The sequence below is a fragment of the Nitrosospira multiformis ATCC 25196 genome, assembly GCF_000196355.1.
Lineage (GTDB): Bacteria > Pseudomonadota > Gammaproteobacteria > Burkholderiales > Nitrosomonadaceae > Nitrosospira > Nitrosospira multiformis.
This window is the reverse complement of record NC_007614.1, coordinates 1,551,393-1,571,438: the sequence shown is the minus strand read 5'-3', so window position 1 is coordinate 1,571,438 and position 20,046 is coordinate 1,551,393. Positions and strand designations below refer to the sequence as shown.

The 20,046-nt window shown below is 55.5% G+C and carries 12 protein-coding genes and 1 pseudogene; 8 read left to right on the top strand and 5 right to left on the bottom strand.

The genetic code is table 11. The features are described from left to right. The first annotated feature begins 840 nt into the window (after nt 1-840). The 5 genes from NMUL_RS07235 to NMUL_RS07215 all read left to right on the top strand — a co-directional run bounded on the left by NMUL_RS07235 (nt 841) and on the right by NMUL_RS07215 (nt 12,793). A complete protein-coding gene (locus tag NMUL_RS07235) occupies nt 841-1,497 on the top strand; it encodes an MgtC/SapB family protein (protein ID WP_011380715.1) in 657 nt (218 codons plus the stop codon). Nucleotides 1,498-1,565: 68 nt separating this feature from the next. Continuing rightward, a complete protein-coding gene (locus NMUL_RS07230; protein ID WP_011380714.1) occupies nt 1,566-1,967 on the top strand; it encodes a VOC family protein in 402 nt (133 codons plus the stop codon). A gap of 306 nt (nt 1,968-2,273) precedes the next feature. Beyond that, nucleotides 2,274-6,362: a Tc toxin subunit A-related protein gene (locus NMUL_RS07225; protein WP_011380713.1), complete on the top strand. Its 4,089-nt coding sequence runs from the start codon at nt 2,274-2,276 to the stop codon at nt 6,360-6,362. Between the two features lie 25 nt (nt 6,363-6,387). Beyond that, complete coding sequence (locus tag NMUL_RS07220; protein ID WP_011380712.1) at nt 6,388-12,318, top strand: toxin TcdB middle/N-terminal domain-containing protein; 5,931 nt, start codon at nt 6,388-6,390, stop codon at nt 12,316-12,318. Between the two features lie 73 nt (nt 12,319-12,391). Further along, nucleotides 12,392-12,793: a GFA family protein gene (locus NMUL_RS07215; protein WP_011380711.1), complete on the top strand. Its 402-nt coding sequence runs from the start codon at nt 12,392-12,394 to the stop codon at nt 12,791-12,793. A gap of 3 nt (nt 12,794-12,796) precedes the next feature. Here the strand turns inward: NMUL_RS07215 and NMUL_RS07210 are convergent, their stop codons facing one another. Next, the gene (locus tag NMUL_RS07210) at nt 12,797-13,792 is read right to left on the bottom strand and encodes an NAD(P)H-quinone oxidoreductase (protein WP_011380710.1); all 996 of its coding nucleotides are present in this window, start codon (nt 13,790-13,792) and stop codon (nt 12,797-12,799) included. Nucleotides 13,793-13,896: 104 nt separating this feature from the next. Between NMUL_RS07210 and NMUL_RS07205 the strand changes: the two genes are divergently transcribed. Next, entirely contained in the window at nt 13,897-14,586 is a 690-nt protein-coding gene (locus NMUL_RS07205) for a type 1 glutamine amidotransferase domain-containing protein (protein WP_011380709.1), read from the top strand. Between the two features lie 108 nt (nt 14,587-14,694). Beyond that, entirely contained in the window at nt 14,695-14,913 is a 219-nt protein-coding gene (locus NMUL_RS07200) for a hypothetical protein (RefSeq protein ID WP_011380708.1), read from the top strand. Nucleotides 14,914-15,093: 180 nt separating this feature from the next. Here NMUL_RS07200 and NMUL_RS07195 read toward each other — a convergent pair. The 4 genes and pseudogenes from NMUL_RS07195 to NMUL_RS07185 all read right to left on the bottom strand — a co-directional run. Continuing rightward, a pseudogene (locus NMUL_RS07195) lies at nt 15,094-16,314 on the bottom strand (flavin-containing monooxygenase); the annotation flags it as partial. Between the two features lie 105 nt (nt 16,315-16,419). Beyond that, nucleotides 16,420-16,575, bottom strand: a complete 156-nt coding sequence (locus NMUL_RS15665; protein ID WP_146063195.1) for an NAD(P)-binding protein — start codon at nt 16,573-16,575, stop codon at nt 16,420-16,422. Nucleotides 16,576-17,043: 468 nt separating this feature from the next. Next, on the bottom strand, nt 17,044-17,532 hold the full coding sequence (locus NMUL_RS07190; protein ID WP_011380706.1) for a DUF1579 domain-containing protein: 489 nt from the start codon (nt 17,530-17,532) through the stop codon (nt 17,044-17,046). Nucleotides 17,533-17,609: 77 nt separating this feature from the next. Then, complete coding sequence (locus NMUL_RS07185; RefSeq protein WP_049783086.1) at nt 17,610-18,335, bottom strand: glycosyltransferase; 726 nt, start codon at nt 18,333-18,335, stop codon at nt 17,610-17,612. Between the two features lie 738 nt (nt 18,336-19,073). On the opposite strand from NMUL_RS07185, the gene NMUL_RS07175 reads away from it, so the two are divergent. Beyond that, nucleotides 19,074-19,496: a lytic transglycosylase domain-containing protein gene (locus NMUL_RS07175; RefSeq protein WP_011380703.1), complete on the top strand. Its 423-nt coding sequence runs from the start codon at nt 19,074-19,076 to the stop codon at nt 19,494-19,496. Nucleotides 19,497-20,046 lie beyond the last annotated feature (550 nt).

Below are 20,046 nucleotides of genomic sequence, written 5' to 3'. Positions count from 1 at the left end.
GCTAAGGCGTAGAAACTAGAGTGCAGGGTGCAATAAGCAAAGCAGCATTGCACCCCATGCACCGTATGGCAGTTCCAGGTGCTGCCTGATTGTCGCTATGTTTCAAGCAGGTGGGGTTGCGCAGCGTAATCCAACGGAGTCCGCCAACCAATTCCATCTCGCCCATCCCCGCCCATCGGCGAATCCCTGTATCCCTCACTCTCTCACGAAAAAGCCTCTCGCAAGTAGCAAGGTGTGAATACGACTGTGCTTACCCGCAGTGCCCATAGCCGAAATAGCCAATCGATCGTCTATTGGGGGATTTTGACGGTGTCCGATTCACCAGGGGAATGGCTTAAACGTCCTCTGAGCGGCTTCTGAACGGCTTCTGGTTAGCTTGACAAGAAAACACGGAGGGCGCCGCCCCTTCTCGCCGATGCGGCTTCCGGTCTCTATAACGCCCCTCGCACTTTTTCACCTTTCCCCCTCTGTCATCTTTCCCCGAACAGGTTTAATCATCCCTGTCATTTTCCTGTGTAGAACCTGGTATCCATAAGCGGCATCACGCTCAATCCTGCCAATTTGACAGGACCTGTCCTTCTCATCGCTGCCCCCAATTTACTGCGCACACGGTTACCTCGGTTTATACCCCTCAGACCCCTCAGTCATGCACAACCTGGATATACCTCCTATTTTTTTAGTGTAATGGAAATATACTCTTGGCATTAACGTGAAACATGTCGATGGGAGAGAGGAGGGGCGGCTGAAGCAATTTCGGTTTACTATGAAGGGTTAAAAGGAGGAAGGATTCTGGAAGCTATAACGAACGCGAGTGATTCCGTCACCATTGCTGTCCATCTTTTGGCGGCAGTTCTGTCGGGTGGGGCAATCGGCCTGGAGCGAAGCCTGCATGGGCACCCCGCCGGTTTCAGAACGCATGCGCTGGTTTGCCTTGCATCCAGTCTATTGATGCTGGTTACGCTCTATCAGTGGAAGTGGTTGCCGCCAACCATAGCAATCGAGGCTGTGCGAATGGACCCCGTGCGAATGGCTCAGGGCATCATGACGGGTATCGGTTTTCTTGGAGCCGGGGTTATTTTCAAGGAAGGTCTGAGTGTTCGCGGCCTGACCACTGCCGCTTCCATCTGGATTACAGCCGGTATCGGCATACTGATGGGTATAGGCTTCTTCCTTCCCGGTATTTTGGGAACTCTGTTGACCCTGGGGATACTTTCGCTTTTCCGTTTGATCGAAGACCGGGTTCCGCGGCAGTCATATGCTCAGTACTACGTAAGCTTTGACCGCCATAAGGTGATGCCGGAAGATCAGGTTCGCGCCTTGGCGATCGACCATGGGTTTGAGATTGCAACCATGAGTTACCGTATTACCCGAGCCGGCTTGTTCGAGTACCGCATGGATATCAGGACGACGAAGGCCGGCAGAGCGGTGGGGCTTGCAAAAGCACTGCAAAATATCGAATCTGTACGTGAGTTTCGTGTCTCGACCACAGGTACATAGCGTGCCACGTTCCCTTGCGGGAGAGATTGAATTCGCTTTGAATCGTCAACCAACCGGAGGAGTTTCCCATGCAGCTGAACCCTTATCTCAATTTCAACGGCCAATGCGAGACCGCTTTCAAGTTCTATGAAAAATGTCTCGGAGGAAAGATCACCGCGATGCTCACCTTCGGAAGTTCACCCATGGCGGAACAAACACCCCCGGAATGGCATGACAAGATCATGCATGCGCGCCTGGCAGTAGGCGAGGCTGTGCTGATGGCCTCGGACGCGTCACCAGAGCATTATGAAAAAACCAGAGGGATGTCGGTGGCCCTGAATACGGACAAACCGGAAGAAGCCGAACGCATATTTGCGGCATTGTCGGAAAATGGAGCCGTGCAGATGCCGATCCAGCCTACCTTCTGGGCTGCCCGGTTTGGCATGCTGATCGATCAGTTCGGCATACCGTGGATGATCAATTGTGAGTAAAGACGATGAATTTCGATCGGTGTTGCCATTCGTCCTGAACTCCTTGTCCTGAACCCCTTGCAGGCTCGGAACAAGCTTGCCGGGTCGAAGAGATACCGTAGGGGGTAGCGAAAGTTACTCAAAGGCACGCCAAAAGCTCAGGAAGATATTCCAATCACCCGCTCGCCAGATTGTATTCGGAAGAAACGCGGTTTGACTAACCCGGAGGCAGCATCTATGTTTATTTCAGGACATCCCGAATAGCCGCGTCGCCGACCTCCAACCTCTGCCGGCTACTTGATAAGAGCACCGAACAAGGAACCGGATATGGCAACCAAGTACCTCAGCAATTACTACAGCTATAAATTTGTCCCCCAGGTTCTGAAATTCGGGGTAATCGAAGTTGATCCTAAAGCAGCGCTGGAAAAACAGGTGCAGGAGCATCTCGCAAGCGGACATCGCTATTTTTTCCAGGATGAATTTCAGAATGCGCTCACCGAGTATCAGACTGCCTACGCCCTGCTGCACAAGTTTCTTCACCCGCAGTTTCCGGTAGACGTTACTGCAATCGCAACTGTTGTTCTGAAGCCTCTGCAACTGACTGAAGCAATGATTGCTGCGACCGCGCAGGTGGCGAAATATCGTTCCACTATCACCGCCGGCCCCATCGTAGCAGCGGGTAGCCCCCCGCGAGAGATCTCCTCTGTTGTACAGAAATTCAGCGGTACAGGCAGCGCGGTTGTCGCGCCGCCTGCAGCCGTTCTTTATGAGCAGGCTGCCGTATATCTTCAGGCCGGGGCAACTTCCGAAGCACAGCCCATCATCCAGCAGGCACTCGAACTCAATGGGGGACGGGATCTGGAACTGGAATCCAACCTGCTGGTGGCATCCGGCATTGCTGGTGTTCAACGGGGCGAATTTGACAATGCCCGGGATAATTTCGCGAAAGCGTTCGAATTGGCAAGACGCGTGAGCGCAGTGCCTGGGACTGCGCCGGGGGCAGCGGGACCGGGGGTGGCTGGCATACCGGGAATCACGGATGTAGCGGGAGAGGGCGCTGCGGCAGCTGTGCCGCCCGCCCGAACTGCGGAATTGGGTGCAATCAGCAATAACATCGGCGTGGTTTCAGCCTTGACGGGCGACGCGCGTAGCTCTGGCGCGGCTTTCCAGGCGGCGGGAGATTCAGTTCCGCTTTCGTTCGGGAGGACGCTTACACAACCGCTCAACCCCGGCACCGCCACTGCAATGCAGAGGCCGATGGGCAGCGAAGGGCTCGGCTTCATCCTGAATTCATCCTCCGGTTCGAACCAGTATATGAATGTGTCTCCCACTGTTTCTGCCGCAAGCGCCGCACAGCAGTTCGGGGTATTCAAGGGAGACCAGATCGTGAGTGTCGATCTTCAGGGCGATGCGGTTGCAAACCTTACCGCAACCCTCTACCAGCCGCGTATCACCGCTACGGCACTTCCGGAGCTCGCCACTTTCGAAATTCTCGAAATCAATTTCATCGCCTACATCCCTCATACCTACGGCTTCACCCTTCCATTAAGTCTCGGTGACTGCCATCTCGAACTGGGCGATTATGAGGAAGCCATCAGTTGGTACGAAAAGGCGCGGGACTATCCGTATCTCAACCAGGGCATCGAGACGCCAATGGTCTGGCTGAAACTTGCCAATGCCTATCTCCGCTGGGGCCATTTCCTGTTTGAGGGGGGCCAGAAGGCCGAAGCGAGAACGCGGTATGAGCAGATCGTGCGCCTGACCGACCCGATCCTCGATCCGGCTTCACCCCTGTATAAATCGCCCGTTTTCGACGGCCTTGCGGCACAGGTGCAGGCGATTCTGGTCGCGCCGCAGCCGCTTGATCCCGAGGTGCACAACCCTTCGATTGCGTCAGTCGTACTGCTGGCCAAGCTCAACATACAGAATATCCAGGACGGCATCGACTTCCCGTTACTCAGCCTGGCGCGCGAGCAGGTCCCGGTATTCCGCTTCGATTACCTGCAGAATGCCGCGCGTTATTTCGCGGAACATGCGATTCAGGCGGAACGGACTTATATCAATTTCAAGACCAGCGCCGAGCAGGAGGAATTCCAGCGCACCATGTTGCAGAATGCGGTCGATCTGGAGGCCGCCAACGAACAACTCGAGATCAAGAAAGTCGAGATTGCGCAGGAGCAGAAGGAGGCCATCGAGGCGAACCAGGCCTATGCGAATACCCAGCTCGAAAACGCCCGGGATCTGAAAGAGGAATATGCGGATGTAAGCCTGGAGGAGATGGCACTCGATGCGGAGATCACTTACGTAGGCGCGCCTACCACCGAATATGACTTCTCGGGCTATGAGGAATATGGGATCTCGAACGGGACCCATCGCGTCGATGAGGTGCTGCGGACCTTGACACGCCGGCGCCGCGAGATATCGCGAGATTTCGAACTCAACAACATGGACCGGCGCATCAGCGAGCTGGAAGCGGCAAAGAGGGTCGCTGATGAGCAGGTGGACATCGCTACCAAACAGAAAGAAGCTGCCGATATCCAGAAGAACATCGCCACCCTGCGCAAGCAACAGGCCGAGCAGCAGCTGGCGCTGTTCGATTCGCAGGAATTCACGCCTGATCTGTGGAATCGGCTGGCAAACGAAATTCGCCAGATTTCCCAGTCATACCTCAGCCAGTCGATCGTCATAGCCCGGCTGATGGAGCAGGCATACGAGTACGAGGTCGGCAAGGCCGTGAATATCATCAAGCCATCGTATAACCGGAATGATCTGGCAGATCTTCTGGCTGGCGATTTCCTGCTGCGTGACATCGACTCATTCACCTTCATGCGGATCATCCTGGGCGAGAAAAAGCAACCCATGAAGGAAATCATTTCACTGTCAGACCGCTACCCGGTCCAGTTCCTGCGCGATTTCCAGCGCACGGGTACCATGGGTTTCCGCACGGAGTTGAGTGATTTCGACCGGAATTATCCTGGCGCTTACCTGCAGCGCATCAAGCGTGTCGAGGTCATCGTCGAAGGACTGATCGGCCGGGGAGGAATCCATGCCAGCCTCACCAATACCGGACTCTGCCTCTCGCGCATGCGCAATGGCGGCATCAAAATGCGGTTGCTGCAACCGGAAACGCTGTTGCTGTCGCAATACCGCATCGCCGCCGACGCGGTGATCTTCACGCCCGATGGGGAAATGCTGGGAATTTTCGAACATAGCCCGGTCTCGACCTCATGGGTATTCGAGCTCAATCCCGCGGCCAACGACATCGTCCTGAACTACATCACCGACATCAAACTTGTGATCTATTACGAGTCGTTCTTCGATCCCAACCTCAAACCCAGAGTGCTTGAAGAGCTCGCAGTCACACAGGTCAATGCCGGGCGTCGTACCGTCGCGCTTCGGTACGAGCTTTTCGACGAGTTCTTTGCGTTCCAGGATACGGGTGAGGTGACGTTCACGCTTCGATCGACCATGCTGCCTTTCTATCACCTCGATCCGCGCGTGCGCGAACTCACGTTCCTGATCGAAACGGAGGAGGGCGTTTCTGCCGAAAACCTCACCGTTATCGTGTCCACTGCGGATGGCACAACCGCCACCCAGTCCACTACAGCGGATGGCGCACTTTCGACCGGCGGATCGAGTCCGCTCAATGCATTCATTGGCAAGCCCTGGTTACAGGAGTGGAAGATAACCATTCCGGTCGCCCAGAACCAGGCTCGTTTCGATGCCGGTTTCGAATGGTCGCAGGTACAGAACATTGTAATGACGACAGAGTACGAATTCACCCCTCGCCGCATTCCGGGGCAACCATACCTTCTCCTGCTCGACCGCTTTGATGCCGATACGCTCGCAAATTTCGATGTAGTCGATGATCCGCAGGCGACGGTCTCCGCACCCTCGCAATGGGTTTTCAACGCGGCAGCACAGCGGATCGACCAGATGTCGAGTATACATGGGGATGCATTCGAGCCTGGTGCCACGGGCCCGGAGAAGCCGGGCACTTACCTGGTGCGCAAAACCACGACGGAACTCCCGGCGATTCAGGATCATATCGTCGCAGTGGATGTCAGCTCCGAGGATAACGGCGGTATTGGCGTCGTGTTCCGCTGGCAGGACGTGGACAATTTCTATTACTTCCTCATGGATGGGCAGCGCAACTACCGCCGCATGGGCAAGAAGGTGGGCGGCGTATTCCAGGAACTGGATACGAAGGCCCTTGATGATACGCATGGGTATGAAACGGGTACAACCCATCGGCTGAGAATCCGCCTCGGTGGATCGGAGATGAGGGCCTATCTCAATGATGAGCAAATCCTTCTCGGGCAGGATGCCTCGCTGCCGAATTCAGGCCGCGCCGGTCTTTTCTGCTGGGGCAGCGCAGGTGCGCATTTCGACAATTTCCGGATTGTCGCGCTCTGAAACCATGGACCTGGGGGAGTAGGCAGTGGCCAATAAATCTCCGGTCGAGCGCCAGGCTACCTCGAATCCCGCCGGTGGAGGCGACATCCGGGGTCTGGGCGAGACCTTCCAGCCTGATTTGAATTCGGGGGTCGGCAACTATCGGGTTCCCCTCGATCTGTTGCCCGGCATCCGTAATTTCCAGCCGAGCCTCGCCCTCGGCTACAGCACCGGCGCGGGCAACGGCCCCTGGGGCCTCGGCTGGTCCCTGCTTTTTGCCACTATAAGCCGCCGCACTTTTCGGGGCACTCCGTCCTATACGGAAGACGACACATTCCTGTTCGCCGGGCAGACAGAACTTGTGCCCATCGGTTCCGACACTTTCCGGGCTTCGGTCGAGAATGGGTTCGAACAGTTCAGCCGGACGGAAACCGGATGGCAGGTTACAGAGAAGTCCGGCATACGCCATACCTTCGGCACGACCGCTGAAAGCCGCATCGAGTTTGACGATAACGGGACCCCGCGCGTGTTCGCATGGCTGGTCGAGCGTACTGAAGACACCACGGGCAATGCCATTACCTACCGGTATCGCAGTGAACAGGGGCAGCGGTATATCGAGGAGATCCGCTACGCCATCTATGCCATCCGATTCGAATACGAGGTCAGGCCCGACGCGTTCTCCGATTTCCGCAGCGGCTTCGAACAGCGCACTACGTTGCGTTGCAGGCGGATCACGTTCCATGTCGAGCCCCTGGGGCCCGCCGCTGTGCGAAGCTGGTCACTCGCATATGACCTGGCGCCGTTATCCGGGCTGTCCCTTCTGCGTTCAGTCACCTTCTCCGGCAATGATCCGGAAACGGGAGAATCGGCATCGCTTCCGCCACTTCAGTTTTCCTATACGGAGTTTACCCCCTCGAGCCGCCGCCTGAGGAAGTTCACGGCTGAGATCGGCGCCGCGCCTCCCGGTCTCGACCAGCCCAACCTGGAATTGATCGACCTGGACGGACGGGGCCTGCCTGGCATTCTGTCGATCGAAAACGGCATCGCGCGATACTGGGCCAACACCGGCCAACTCAGGTGGGCACCGCCCCGTTCCTTGCCTCAATTCCCGGCTGCGTTCTCCACGGCGGAAGACCGCGTGCAGTTTGCCGATATGGACGGAAACGGCGCAGCCGACGTGCTTGTTGGCAGCGGGACGCCCAGCGGCTTCTATCGCAACGGGGGAACCGGTGCTTTCGATGGATTCAACCGATACGTCCGTTCACCGCAGCTTGCCTTTGAAACAGGCGGACTGCAGTTGATGGACGTCAATGGCGATGGGCTCGTCGATGCAGTACATGACGGGCGTACCGGTTTGCAGGTTTACAAAAATCGCGGTGCGGCAGGCTGGGAACCGCCGCGACTGGTGCCGAAGGACGGCCTGCCGACACCTGTTCCCAATCTTTCCTCCGGTGATCCTCGCGTGCGGCTGGCCGACATGAACGGAGACAAGATACCGGATGTAGTGCTGTTCAGCAGCGGCTATTTCGAATACTGGCCTGCGCGCGGCGAAGGCCATTTCTCCGAATCGCGCAAAATGACTACCGCCCCGAGATTCCCTTATCCGTTCGATCCGGCCCGGGTGTTCATCACCGATATCAACGGAGATGGCCTGGCTGATGTCGTTTTTGTCGGTTACGACGAGATAACCTACTGGATCAACCAATCCGGAAATGCGTTCAGTCCTCCACAGACCATTCGTTACACCCCCCCCACTTCCCGGGCCGATACGCTGCGGGTCGCGGACATGAGCGGAACCGGAACGGCTGGGATTTTATGGACCGGTCCATATCCTGACTACCGCTACCTCGACTTTACCGGTGATGTGAAACCGGGCCTGCTTAGCCGCATCGACAACGGCCTGGGCCGCGTTACGACCATTGAATATGCGACCTCGACCGCTGAGGCAAGGCGCGATCAGGAGCAGGGGCAATCGTGGATGTCGTTTCTTCCGTTTCCCGTACAGGTTGTATCCGCCGTTACCATCGACGACGCGATCAGCGGCCTGCACAACGTAACCCGTTACCGGTATCACGAGGGGCACTACGACGGATACCGACGCGAATTCGACGGATTCGGCCGCTCGGAACAGATCGAGGAAGGGGATGCCTCGATTCCTTCCTGTCGAACCGTTTTTCACTATCATACCGAAGCTTCCGGGAGGCCTTCCGAGCCGGATCCGGAGCTGCGCCGCAGCCTGAAAAGGAAGCTGTTCCGAGTGGAGGTTTTCGGCGAAGATGCAACTCCATCGGCCTCCGCTCCCTACCGGGTCGAAGAAAGCCGGTGGATAGTGCGAATCGAGCAGACGCTGCCCGATGACCGTCGCGTGCTGTTTCCTTTCGTCGAAGAGACGGTCACATCGACATTCGAGCGCGAGTTCGAAGCCCGCATCGAACGGAGGATGTTCTCGTTCGACGCTTCCGGAAACGTCACAGGCGAGGAGCGGAGGGGAGAAGGAGGAGAGGGAGCTCCGCTGATCGCGACGACGCGGGCCGAGTACGCACAGGACCCGACCGGCCGCGTCCGCGATCATGTGTCGCGTATCGTCCAGCGCGACGGGGACGGCAATCTGCTGAACGAGTTGCGGCATTATTATGACGGCCCCGCCTTCGAGGGTCTGCCCCTTGGCCAGGTTACGAAAGGATTGCTCACCCGGACGGAGAAGGTTGCCCTGCATAAAAGCACGGCCACCTCCGTGTATGGTGCTCATGAACCGGATTTTCCGGCACTGGGATATCATGATGGAGAGGACCAGGATGGCGAACCTGCATGGCTGTATGACCATAAACGGCTCAGTCTCGATGAGCGCGGCAATGTCCTGGTCAGCCGGGATGCACGCGGGAACGACACGACCTACACCTTTGATGAATTCGGGTTGTTTGCGACTTCGATCACCGACGCGAAAGGTTTCATCGCAACCGTCGAGCATGATCTTCGCATTGCAAGACCCAGACGCATGGTGAACCCCAACGGCGGAGTAACCGAGTCGCGCTATGATCCTCTGGCACGCATTGCCATAGTCGCCGCGCCCGGAGACACGCTTGCAATCCCCAGCGTAACCTATTCGTACGAAACTTCAGCACTGCCGGCACTGCGCAACACGCGTTATCGCGTGATTTCCGGAGATTCCCGCACCATCGCGATCAATGAGTATCTCGATGGAGGCGGCGCGTTATATCAGCGCCGCACAGAGCATGACGGCGCCAGGGTTTCGGTGAGCGGGCAGGCTGTGACCAATGTACGGGGGAAAATGGCGGAAAAACTAGAGTCGTTCTATGCCGAAGGGTTGGAGTTTGAGCCATATCCCGCTGACCCTTCCGCACCGCGACGGCACTTTTTCTTCGATGCACTCGGTCGGGCAATCCGTACAGTGCACCCCGACGGGGGTGAATCGAGCGCGGAATACCGGCCATTCGATACGCTTTTCTCCGATGGCGGAGATAACGATCCCGGGGCGGAAGTTTCGTTTGGAACGCCCCGGCGCGAGCTCTACGATTCCTGGTACCGCTTGATCGGAGTGGAAGAGCGCGACCAAAGTACGATCCGCACGACCCGCTATGAGCTCGATGGTGCAGGACGCTTGCGGCAGATCACCGATCCCCGTGGCATTATCCTCAGCCGTATCACCCGCGATCTCACCGGGCAGGAGATCAGGATCGAACATGTGGACGCGGGCAACCGCCTGCTGGCCTGTGATGCCTCCGGAAATCTCGCGCTTCAGGTGGATGCCGCAGACGAGTCGATCAACCGGACTTACGATGAATTGAACCGCATCACTGCCACCGCGTATGGAGGAGGGGAGCCGGAGCAGTATTTCTACGATGCAGGGAGCGGCGCAAATCTGACAGGCCGGTTGGCGCGAACCGTTGCTCCCGCCGGTGAAACCACTTACAGCTACGATGAGCGCGGCAATGTCATTCTGCGTTCCAGGCTGGCGCCCGGTGAGACCGACGCTCTTGCGTTGAATTACACATTCGACAGGATCGGCCGTATGACTCGCTTGAGCTATCCCGACGGAGCCGTTGTCGATTTCGAATACTATTCTGGATTCCTGCTGCGGCGCATTCCCGGTGTAGTCGATACTATCGAATATACGGCCGCAGGGGTGCGAACCGCACTCCAGTATGAGAATGGTGTGCGGACGGAATACGACTACGACCCCGTTTCCCTGAGGCTGCGGGAGCTTCGCACTCATCGGCTGGAGACGGGCGCGGTCTATTTTCATACCCGGTATGACATCGACAAGGCGGGGAATGTAGCCGCGATCGAGGATTTGCGGGCTGCAGCAGCCGGATTCGTGCGGACGCAAAGCTTCGGGTATGATGCATTCAACAATCTTCTGGAGGCTTCCAGTCCGGATCCGGGCGCCGGTTATTCGCACGTCTATGAATATGACCAGGCAGCGAACTTCCTTCGCAATCCCCTGATCAGTTCCAATCCGCTCTTCTACGAGAATGGCGGCAACAGTAACCGCCTGAGCGGCCACAATGATGGCATCAATGCCGTTACCCTGTTCGGGTACGATGCGAACGGCAACGTCATTTCCATGCCCGGACGCACCCTGACCTTCGATGCCAAGCAGCAACTCTCGCGGGTGCAGGTTGCGGGGGGAACGGACGTGGTTTTCTTCTATGACCACAAGGGCGTGCTGAGCAGGCGCGAAGCAACCGCGGGGGGCTTGACCGAAACGACGCATTACGTGGATAACCTGTTCGAGTCGAAGGATGGCACCACGCAGCGCTGGATACTCGCAGGCGACCTCCCGGTCGCCTGTGTTGCAGATGGAATGATGGTTTTCATACATAACGATCACTTGGGCAGTGCGGTCATTTATACCGATGCGGGTGGCAATCTTCTGACGGAAACCGCTTTTCATCCATTCGGGAGCGTGCTCGTGGCTCCCTCCGGCGCACTTCCGCCGGCTTTCGCAACCAAAAAACTCGATGCGGACATAGGACTGTACTACTTCAATGCGCGCTGGTACTCGCCGGTAATGGGACGCTTCATTTCGCCCGATCCGCTCTATCTTTATCAGCCGGAACAGGGCTTGCAGGAGCCAAAGCGCTTGAACCCATACGCGTACGCGGGCAACAATCCGGTTCGCTACGTCGATCCGAGCGGATTGGGCTTCTGGGACGTGCTGGGCGCCATTGTCATCGCCATTGCCGTCGTGGTGGCCGTGGTTGCCGTTTCCGTGCTGACTTTCGGAGTAGGCACCGCAATCGGCTTTGGCACCCTCCTGGCTTACGCGGCGGTAGCAGGACTCGCAGGGGCGGCCATCGGGGCTGTCGTAGGGGGCATCGCCTATGGAAGCTGGGAAGGTGCACTGCGCGGTGCGTTGATCGGTTTTACAGCGGGCGCCAACGCAATGATCGGCGGCATGATCTTCGGTCCGATCATCGGTGCGGCACTGGGTATCATCACCTTCCTGGCGGTGATCCCACCGGTAGCGAAGAGCGATGTCTACCAGGGCATACTTGGCTGGACCAGCTACCTCATGCCCATGAGCTGGCCGGGCCATGCCATCGGCCTCGTCTTGTTCGCCCTGAATGTCGTCGGTTATCTCGTCACCTTCGGGCAGGTGGACAAGCTGCGAATCCGTGACATGCAGGTTGACTGGAAAACAGGCAACATTTTCACGGTGGGCGGATGGGTGGGTCAACTGGATGGCAGGGCTTTCAATTTCGGCGGTTTCAGCTTCGTGAATACTGCGCGCTATGTGGGAGGAGAGATTATTCCGGCTACGTTCGAGCATGAATCCGGGCACATGTTGAGCAACGCTGCGTTTGGATTCTTCCAGGCGACCCGCGTGTTCGAAGGAAACGGACTGGACAGTTTCTGGGAGCGCATTGCCGAAAGCAATGTGCCCCCTGGCCTGCGTGCCACTGATCCTGTAACGCCGGAACCGGATCGTCCTAAAATTCCGCAGTGGGGTTAGCGCACTCTGGAAGGCCGGTGAATACGGGCGGTCAGGAAGACAGGAAATAAAGCAGCACTATGGAGAATTTCTGATGCTGGAGACGTATCGGGGCAGCTGTCATTGTGGAGCTGTAACATTCGAGGCCGATCTGGACCTTACTCAGGGCTCATTTCGATGCAACTGCTCCATATGCCGGCGTACCCGCTTCTGGCCGGCCATAGCCAAGCCGGAAAACTTTCGTTTACTGACGGGTGAGTCTGAACTGACACAGTATGCTTTCAACACCCGGAAAACCTATCACTATTTCTGCAAGCACTGCGGTGTTCGCTGCTTCGGTGTGGGAAATGAAACACCTATCGGCAAGATGTATGGCGTCAACCTGGGCTGCCTCACGAATGTTACTGATGAGATGCTTTCGAAAATCCCCGTCACTTACGTTGATGGGTTGCACGATAAGTGGTCAAGTCCACCGGCATTCTTTAGCCACCTGTAAGGATCAAGCGGAGATAGTTGCTCCTGTCATCAATACGATTTTTCCGATATGGGCGCCTGATTCCATCAATACATGCGCCTCGGCAGCTTCCTCCAGTCGGAATGTTTTGAATATTTGCGGTTTTATTTTTCCCTCATGCAATAATGGCCAGACCTGCTGCTCCAGTTCCTGGGCAATCTGGGCCTTTTCAGGCACCGTGCGCGATCGCAGGGTCGACCCGGTATGAGTCAGCCTTTTTGCCAGCATGGGCATCAGGTTCAGTTCCATGGCAGGCCCATTCTGGATGCCGACCTGGAGAATACGGCCATTGAGCGCAGCCGCCTTGTAGTTTCTCGCCACGTAGTCCCCGGCGACAACATCGAGAATGACATCGACTCCTTTGCCATCCGTAAACTTCCGGACTTCCTCGACGAAATCCTGGGTGCGGTAATTGATGGCAAAATCAGCGCCCAGAGCAACGCATGCCCGGCATTTTTCCTCCGAGCCTGCGGTTGTCAGGACAAGAGCGCCGAAAGCCTTGGCCAGCATTGTGGCGGTGGTGCCGATGCCCGAAGTGCCACCATGAATGAGTACAGTCTCGCCCGATTTTAGCTTGCCGCGCTGGAACAGGTTGGTCCAAACGGTAAAAAAGGTTTCCGGCAATGCCGCTGCCTCGATCATGCCGAGACCTGATGGTATCGGCAGGGCATTGCTTTCGTGCACGGCGCAGTATTCGGCATAGCCACCGCCCGCCACCAGCGCGCAAACCTTTTCGCCCGGCCTGAATCGGATTGTGCCTTCGCCTGATTCAACGATTTCCCCCGCGACTTCCAGTCCCGGGATTTCCGAGGCGCCCGGAGGGGGAGGGTAAAGGCCCCGGCGCTGCAGGATATCGGGCCGATTTACTCCGACCGTTGCCACTTTGATCAGAATTTCACCAGGGCCGGGCTGGGGAACCGGATGGAATGCAGGCCTCAGCACCTCCGGCCCTCCCGGATGTTGTATTTCAATTGCGAGCATCGTGGGCCGACTGTCGAGTTTGAAAGCGATGCCAATACCTGCTATAGGTTAACTGTTCCAATTTTCCGTTGGCGTTTCGATGTTTTTCCACAAAGGAGATGAACATGAAAATTCTCATCGTTCTGACATCCCATGATCAACTTGGCGACACTGGAAAGAAGACCGGCTTCTGGCTGGAAGAATTCGTTGCTCCCTATTATGCATTCAAGGATGCGGGAGCGGAAATCACGCTGGCATCGCCGAAAGGCAATATGCCGCCGATCGACCCCAAAAGCGATCTCCCGGAAAATCAGACTCACCTGACGCGCCGCTTTCGGACAGACGGCGCCGCGCAGGCTGAGCTTGCCCATACGAAAGAGCTGACCTATATCTCGGCAGCCGATTACGATGCGGTCTTTTATCCCGGAGGGCATGGGCCGATGTGGGACATGCCGGACAACCGCATATCCATTTCACTGCTGGAGGAATTCATAGAAGCCGATAAACCGATTGCCGCAGTGTGTCATGCTCCCGCCGCTTTGGTCAATGTGCGTGGAAAAGACGGGGAGTATCTGGTCAAAGGGATGCGCGTGACCGGTTTTTCAAATGCCGAGGAAGCAGCAGTCGGCTTGACCCCGGTTGTTCCGTTCCTGCTGGAAGACCGATTGAGGGAACGTGGCGCCATTTACAGCAAAGCGGACAACTGGACGCCCTATGTCAAGGTCGATGACAAGCTGATAACCGGCCAGAATCCCGCCTCTTCCCGGCTGGCAGCGGAAGAACTGCTGCGGCTACTCCATGTCGTCGCCGCATAAAGGCAGAATCCGCCGGACCTCCATCGGCAGGAGTCTATCGAGAGGAGAAGCAGGAGAAGCGTTCCCTGCCGACCAGGGAGCAAGATAAACAGGAAAAGGAAATGCCGCGTGGATAAAAGTGAATGGTATTTTCAGATCGGCTATGTGGAAATATTGTATGCAGCAATGGTGGCGGGCATTGCGGTTGCATTGTATTTCTTCCGCAAATCCGGCGAGATTCCGGGCTTGATCGCAGACAGGATGGAGGAAAGCGGCAAGCTGCTGGGTTTGCTGGGACTGGCGGTAGTGCTTTTCATGCTCAACAGGGTGCTCGGGGATCTGTGGTAGAGCGAGACCTTCGTCTCCCTTCGTCCTGAGCCCTTTGGCAAGTTTGGCAAGCTCAGGACATCCTTGTCCAAGGAGCGAAAGCGCGCATCTCCTTCTGTTGGCACTGAGTCACGGAGACAGCCTCTTCATGATCGGCATATACGACGTTGGCCTGTCTAGGTGCGGCCAGTTCCGCAAGGCCTAACACATGACATAATCCTCGAATCGCGGTTCCCGAAGCTGCTTTGCGTACTGAAAAGAGAATCCGGGATAAATTCCGATGATTTTCCCGGATTCTGTCTTGTACCAGCTCCGGCATCCTGCAGCCCATACCGATGTCGATAACGTCTTTTGCAATTCCTCGTTATACCGGTTCATGGCTTCCGGTTTCACTGAAAGAAAGCGCTTCTGCTGCCTGGCAATCTCCTGAATGCATTTCAACGCATAGTTCACCTGGGCTTCTATAAAAAGGATCGCGGAGGTGTGTCCTTGCCCCGTGTTCGGCCCTAGGAGTATGAAAAGGTTGGGGAAGCTGGCCACGGTGACTCCCTGATAAGCCTTGGGCTCGCGCGCCCACGCCTCATTCAGGCGATAGCCCTGCAAACCCCGTATCTCTACCGAGAGCATGCGTTTTACATTGAAGCCGGTTGCACAAATAATCACATCCACTTCGCGTTTCTGCCCGTCCCGGGTGACGATACCGCCGGGATCGATTCGGTCGATAGGCGTATCGATCAGCTCCACATTGGGGCGCATGAGGGTAGGGTAGTAATCGTTGGAAAGCAGGACACGCTTGCAGCCGAGGGGATAGCCGGGACGCAACGCTCCCCGCAGGCGCGGGTCGATCACCTGCCGCCTGAGATGCCATTCTGCAAGTTCACGCCCGATCCTTGCCATGAAACCGCCGGGATTAAAGGAAAGACGGTTCATTTCATGAAGCCAGTAGAGCAGAAAACGGTTGGTTTTGGCAATGGGCTTTAACCGAAACAGGGCTTTCTCCCATGGCGCATAAACATGATTCAGCCTGGGTATGATCCAGTTGGGGGAACGCTGGCAGACGTAAAGCCTTGCAGCAAGGGGAGCAATATGGGGAATGATCTGTACCGCGCTCGCCGCGGTGCCGATGACCGCCACCCGTTTTCCATTGAGGGGGTAATCGTGATCCCACCGCGCAGAATGAAAAAGACGCCCTTCATAGGTATCCATACCCGGGATATCGGGATAGCGCGGCTCGCTCAGCGGTCCCGCGCTGCAGATGAAGAAGCTTGCCTTCAGTTGCTCCCCGTTTTCAAGCCGTAGCAGCCATAACCCCTGTTCAGCATCAAAGCGTGCGCTCGTCAGTGCTGCATTGAGCCTGATGTGAGACAGGAGATCGAACTTCGTGGCAAATCGCACCAGATATTTCCGGATTTCAGGTTGTGGAGCATAGGCCTGAGACCAGTCGGGGTTGAGGTCGAAGGAGTACGAATAAAGGTGAGAACGGACATCACACTCGGCTCCGGGATAGGTATTGTCCCACCACGTGCCTCAAATTCCCGCGGATTTCTCGATAATGAGAAATGAGGTGATGCCGGCTTTACGCAAAGCCCTGCCCATGCAGAGGCCCGAAACGCCAGCACCGAGAATTACAGCGCGATAAATTTCCGGAGCAGCTTGTTCAAGAACAGGATGTTCGTTCGACATTGGTCAGTTTCAGCAAAATTCATATTTAATGTCATTTATCTGACAAAGCTCCATCAATTTACTTCCAAAATATTCTTTCGCATCTTGGAGATCATGGCCATGAGGTTTTAGAAAGCCATTTCGTCGATAAAGAGGCTTTGGATTTGGACTTAACGACGATTATGAAGGTTTCTGCGCAGCGAGAAGTTCACTTTTGAAGTAGAAGATCTTGCAGCTTATTTGATGTTTTAAAATTCTCGAACCATTGAATAGTGACGGTAAAACAATAATCAACAACAAACCAATTTTGCTTTGGTGATGGTTAATTGACTAACTCGCAGTGTAACAACGCTTTGCCTGCGTCGTGGCGCCAGAAACTCCCATGGCCCATGACGGAGAAAATCGCGAGAAAAAACCCCAGGCAGACGAAGAACTCACCCGCAAGGCAACTTCGGTCACGCTTGTTTACGCGTAAAATGGCAATGACAGCTATTCCTGCTGTTTCCGCCGATAGTTTGCCGTCATGAATTGATGCCAGGTGCCGTCGTCACCCAGCATGTGCGAAGTCAATACCCTGTGATCATCGCTTTTGATCTCGATCACATCCCTGAATTTTCCCAGTTTTCCTTCAGCTGAAAAGCTTGGGCCCTCCGTATTCAGTGTCAGAATCTTCTCTTCTTCATCAAGTGATCCTTGGTAGATCCAAAGATGGGTCATCATCGATCCGACCCATGTTCCCACATATTGCTTTTTTTGCGGGTCGTAACCGAGGGTCATCAGGGTTGTTGCAGCACCCGTATCGCACATGCTGCCGTGGCCTTCGCACTGTATCCAGACATCGCCTATCGAGCGCACGCTTTCCGAGCCGCTGAATTTCTCCGGTGGCTTGTCGGGGCCCATCATTGCCTCCACCTCAAAGGTCCATTCACCCACGAGTTTCTGAAACCACTGATGTTCCTTCCGGGGTTCAACCTTCATAAATCTCTCCTCGTTTGTCCATGACTGCTCAACTTAACCGCCTGGCTCACGCATTTGGTGTTATTGCCCGTGACAAGTCAGCGCCGCCCATCGTACCAGACTGACAGGTGCTTTTTGTCTTGCAGAGAGCGACGAGGGCTCAGCAGGACGCGCGCAATCTGGCCAAAAATCTCTCCCGCAGAGTAGAGCTGCACCTTCCGCGGCGAGGATTCCAGCGGATGTTTCGTCAGGATCGGGAATTGCAGACCGCGCATCCGTCCCCATTTTTTCAGCTTTTCGCTCAGAGTTATTTCATCAGCGGCATAAAGTTCCTGGTCGAAGCCGCCAACATCCCGGAATGCATCGGCGCGGCTGACGACAAGTGCGCCCGCCGCCCAGCGAAAGAGGACGGATGTTGCAGTCCAAAGTTGCAATACCCCACTGGCCCACCACGGCAGGTCCTGCATTTTGATGGCACTCCCGCAACCTACAATTCGGCCTTGCTCTATCAACCGCAGAATATCGGCAAGTAATCCGGGGTTCAAAATACTGTCGGCATCCACAAATAATAGCCAGTCCCCCGTGGCCACGGCAGCTCCGGTATTTCGCGCCCGGCCGATCTGGTTAACCGGCTCGAAAACAACCTGTGCACCGGCTTGCCTCGCAAGCTCAGCCGTGTTATCCGTGGAATTGTTGTCGACTACAATTATTTCCGAGGTAAGGCCATGCCTTGCATTCGCCGCGAGCGATGCATGAACAGATTCAAGACACGCTTCAATCAGAAGCTCTTCGTTAAAAGCGGGGATGATTATCGAAAGATGCATGAGCGGACTCGATCTCATTTGTTGTGACTGAAACCACAATTATCGCGGAAAATAGGCAGGGGAAACCAGATATCGACGCTAGGTGAACATAAGACGTTATGCTACGCACAGGGGTGACAGGCAGTGGAAACAAGGTTTTTTGAAAAAACCTCCATCAGATTATCGCGGCAAGTAAAATTGAAAAATAATGAAAGGGTTCTTGTGGTTGAAGCCGCAAGAATCATATTGAGTATTGGGAGGTAAGATGAGTGAATTTGCGATTTTGCAGTGGTTGATAGTATCCACACTCTTTTTCGTCGTTCCATTCTGGAGAATCTTCGGAAGAGCAGGGTTCAAGCCGGCATTATCCTGGATTGCCTTGATCCCTGGGGGCATCTTGATTCTTCTATGGATTCTTGCGTTTGCCAAATGGCCAATCCTGGCGGGAACAGAAATAAAGAAGGAATAACCCTCCGTTCAGCATCCATCCCGCCACCGTGCCGTGTCTTCTGCACGGCGCCACGGTGTCTAAAGTGCCTTGTTACCGCTGGGGAAAAGGAAGCGGGCGAGGAAGCGCAGGCATGAATACCCGGCATGGGAAGTATGGAAAATCATGCCATCATGCCAAACAAGCTACACTTCCTGAGATCTGTCCGAGTACTTCTTGTCAATCTGGATAATGGCAACTAGCGGCAGTTTGCAAGGAGGTAGCATCTTTGATACGGCTGACGATAGGCTGCCAACGATTTCGGGGTATGTATGGAAAATTGGGTCGATGATTTGAACGGACGCGGCGCCAAGTATAAGCCACTGCTTGAAGCAGCCGAAAAGCGTTACGGAATACCGTCCGGCATGCTGGCGCGCCTGGCGTGGCAGGAGTCGCGCTTTCGGGAGGACATTGTTTCCGGGCGTACAGTATCGAGTGCCGGGGCAATGGGAATAATGCAAATCATGACGCGCTGGCATCCTGGCGTAGACCCCCTTAACCCGGCGGAAGCCATCGATTATGCGGGACAGTTTCTGGTCAGGCTCTATAAGAAATTTGGTACGTGGGAACTCGCGCTCAAAGCCTATAACTGGGGTGAAGGGAACCTGGCCAAGTGGCTGCGCGGAGAAAAACCAGAGCCGTTGGAGACCCGGTTGTATTCTGCGCAGATTTTGGGTGATTTGGGGATGGCGTGATGGATAATAAGATGGGAAAAATATCATGGTGGGGATTGTGGCTGCTGGCTTGAGGTGGGCATGTTCGTCCACGCATCATTCAGTTTCCCAACCATATATTGAATTTAACATAATATACATTATATGCAAAATCAGGAAAATAGAAATGATCGTGATTGCCATCGTTTTCCGCCGCCTAGAAACTGTCAGCATTACGCAATCAATAGTACGAGCTGGACAGCCTTATTGTGAGTGCAGTATTTTGCCCCTCGAACAGCAAAACCGTACGCCGGATATAATCGCATCCGCCTATGAGCGAATGCCGAAGCAAGAAAATTCATTTATGTGCGCCTGCGCACAGAAACCATAGTCAGACTAAGGGAAAATGACACTCAGGCATCCGCTTTTTTCTCCCTCTTGTAGTGGATGCCACTGACCCGGTAAAGGCCAACTACTCCTTACCGGGTCTCTTTTTTGTATCCTCATTTTCCAGTCCTTCCTGATATCCCTCCTCTCATGCTTAGCCCGGATGCTCGTGGCGCACTTGCCTGTAAAAGAGAAAGAAGCGCTG

Bases quoted from the DNA above. Each gene is read 5' to 3' on its own strand.
- NMUL_RS15665 (WP_146063195.1), bottom strand. From the start codon at position 16,575: ATGTCGAACGAACATCCTGTTCTTGAACAAGCTGCTCCGGAAATTTAT.
- NMUL_RS07215 (WP_011380711.1), top strand. From the start codon at position 12,392: ATGCTGGAGACGTATCGGGGCAGCTGTCATTGTGGAGCTGTAACATTC.
- NMUL_RS07185 (WP_049783086.1), bottom strand. From the start codon at position 18,335: ATGCATCTTTCGATAATCATCCCCGCTTTTAACGAAGAGCTTCTGATT.
- NMUL_RS07175 (WP_011380703.1), top strand. From the start codon at position 19,074: ATGGAAAATTGGGTCGATGATTTGAACGGACGCGGCGCCAAGTATAAG.
- NMUL_RS07190 (WP_011380706.1), bottom strand. From the start codon at position 17,532: ATGAAGGTTGAACCCCGGAAGGAACATCAGTGGTTTCAGAAACTCGTG.
- NMUL_RS07230 (WP_011380714.1), top strand. From the start codon at position 1,566: ATGCAGCTGAACCCTTATCTCAATTTCAACGGCCAATGCGAGACCGCT.
- NMUL_RS07205 (WP_011380709.1), top strand. From the start codon at position 13,897: ATGAAAATTCTCATCGTTCTGACATCCCATGATCAACTTGGCGACACT.
- NMUL_RS07225 (WP_011380713.1), top strand. From the start codon at position 2,274: ATGGCAACCAAGTACCTCAGCAATTACTACAGCTATAAATTTGTCCCC.
- NMUL_RS07210 (WP_011380710.1), bottom strand. From the start codon at position 13,792: ATGCTCGCAATTGAAATACAACATCCGGGAGGGCCGGAGGTGCTGAGG.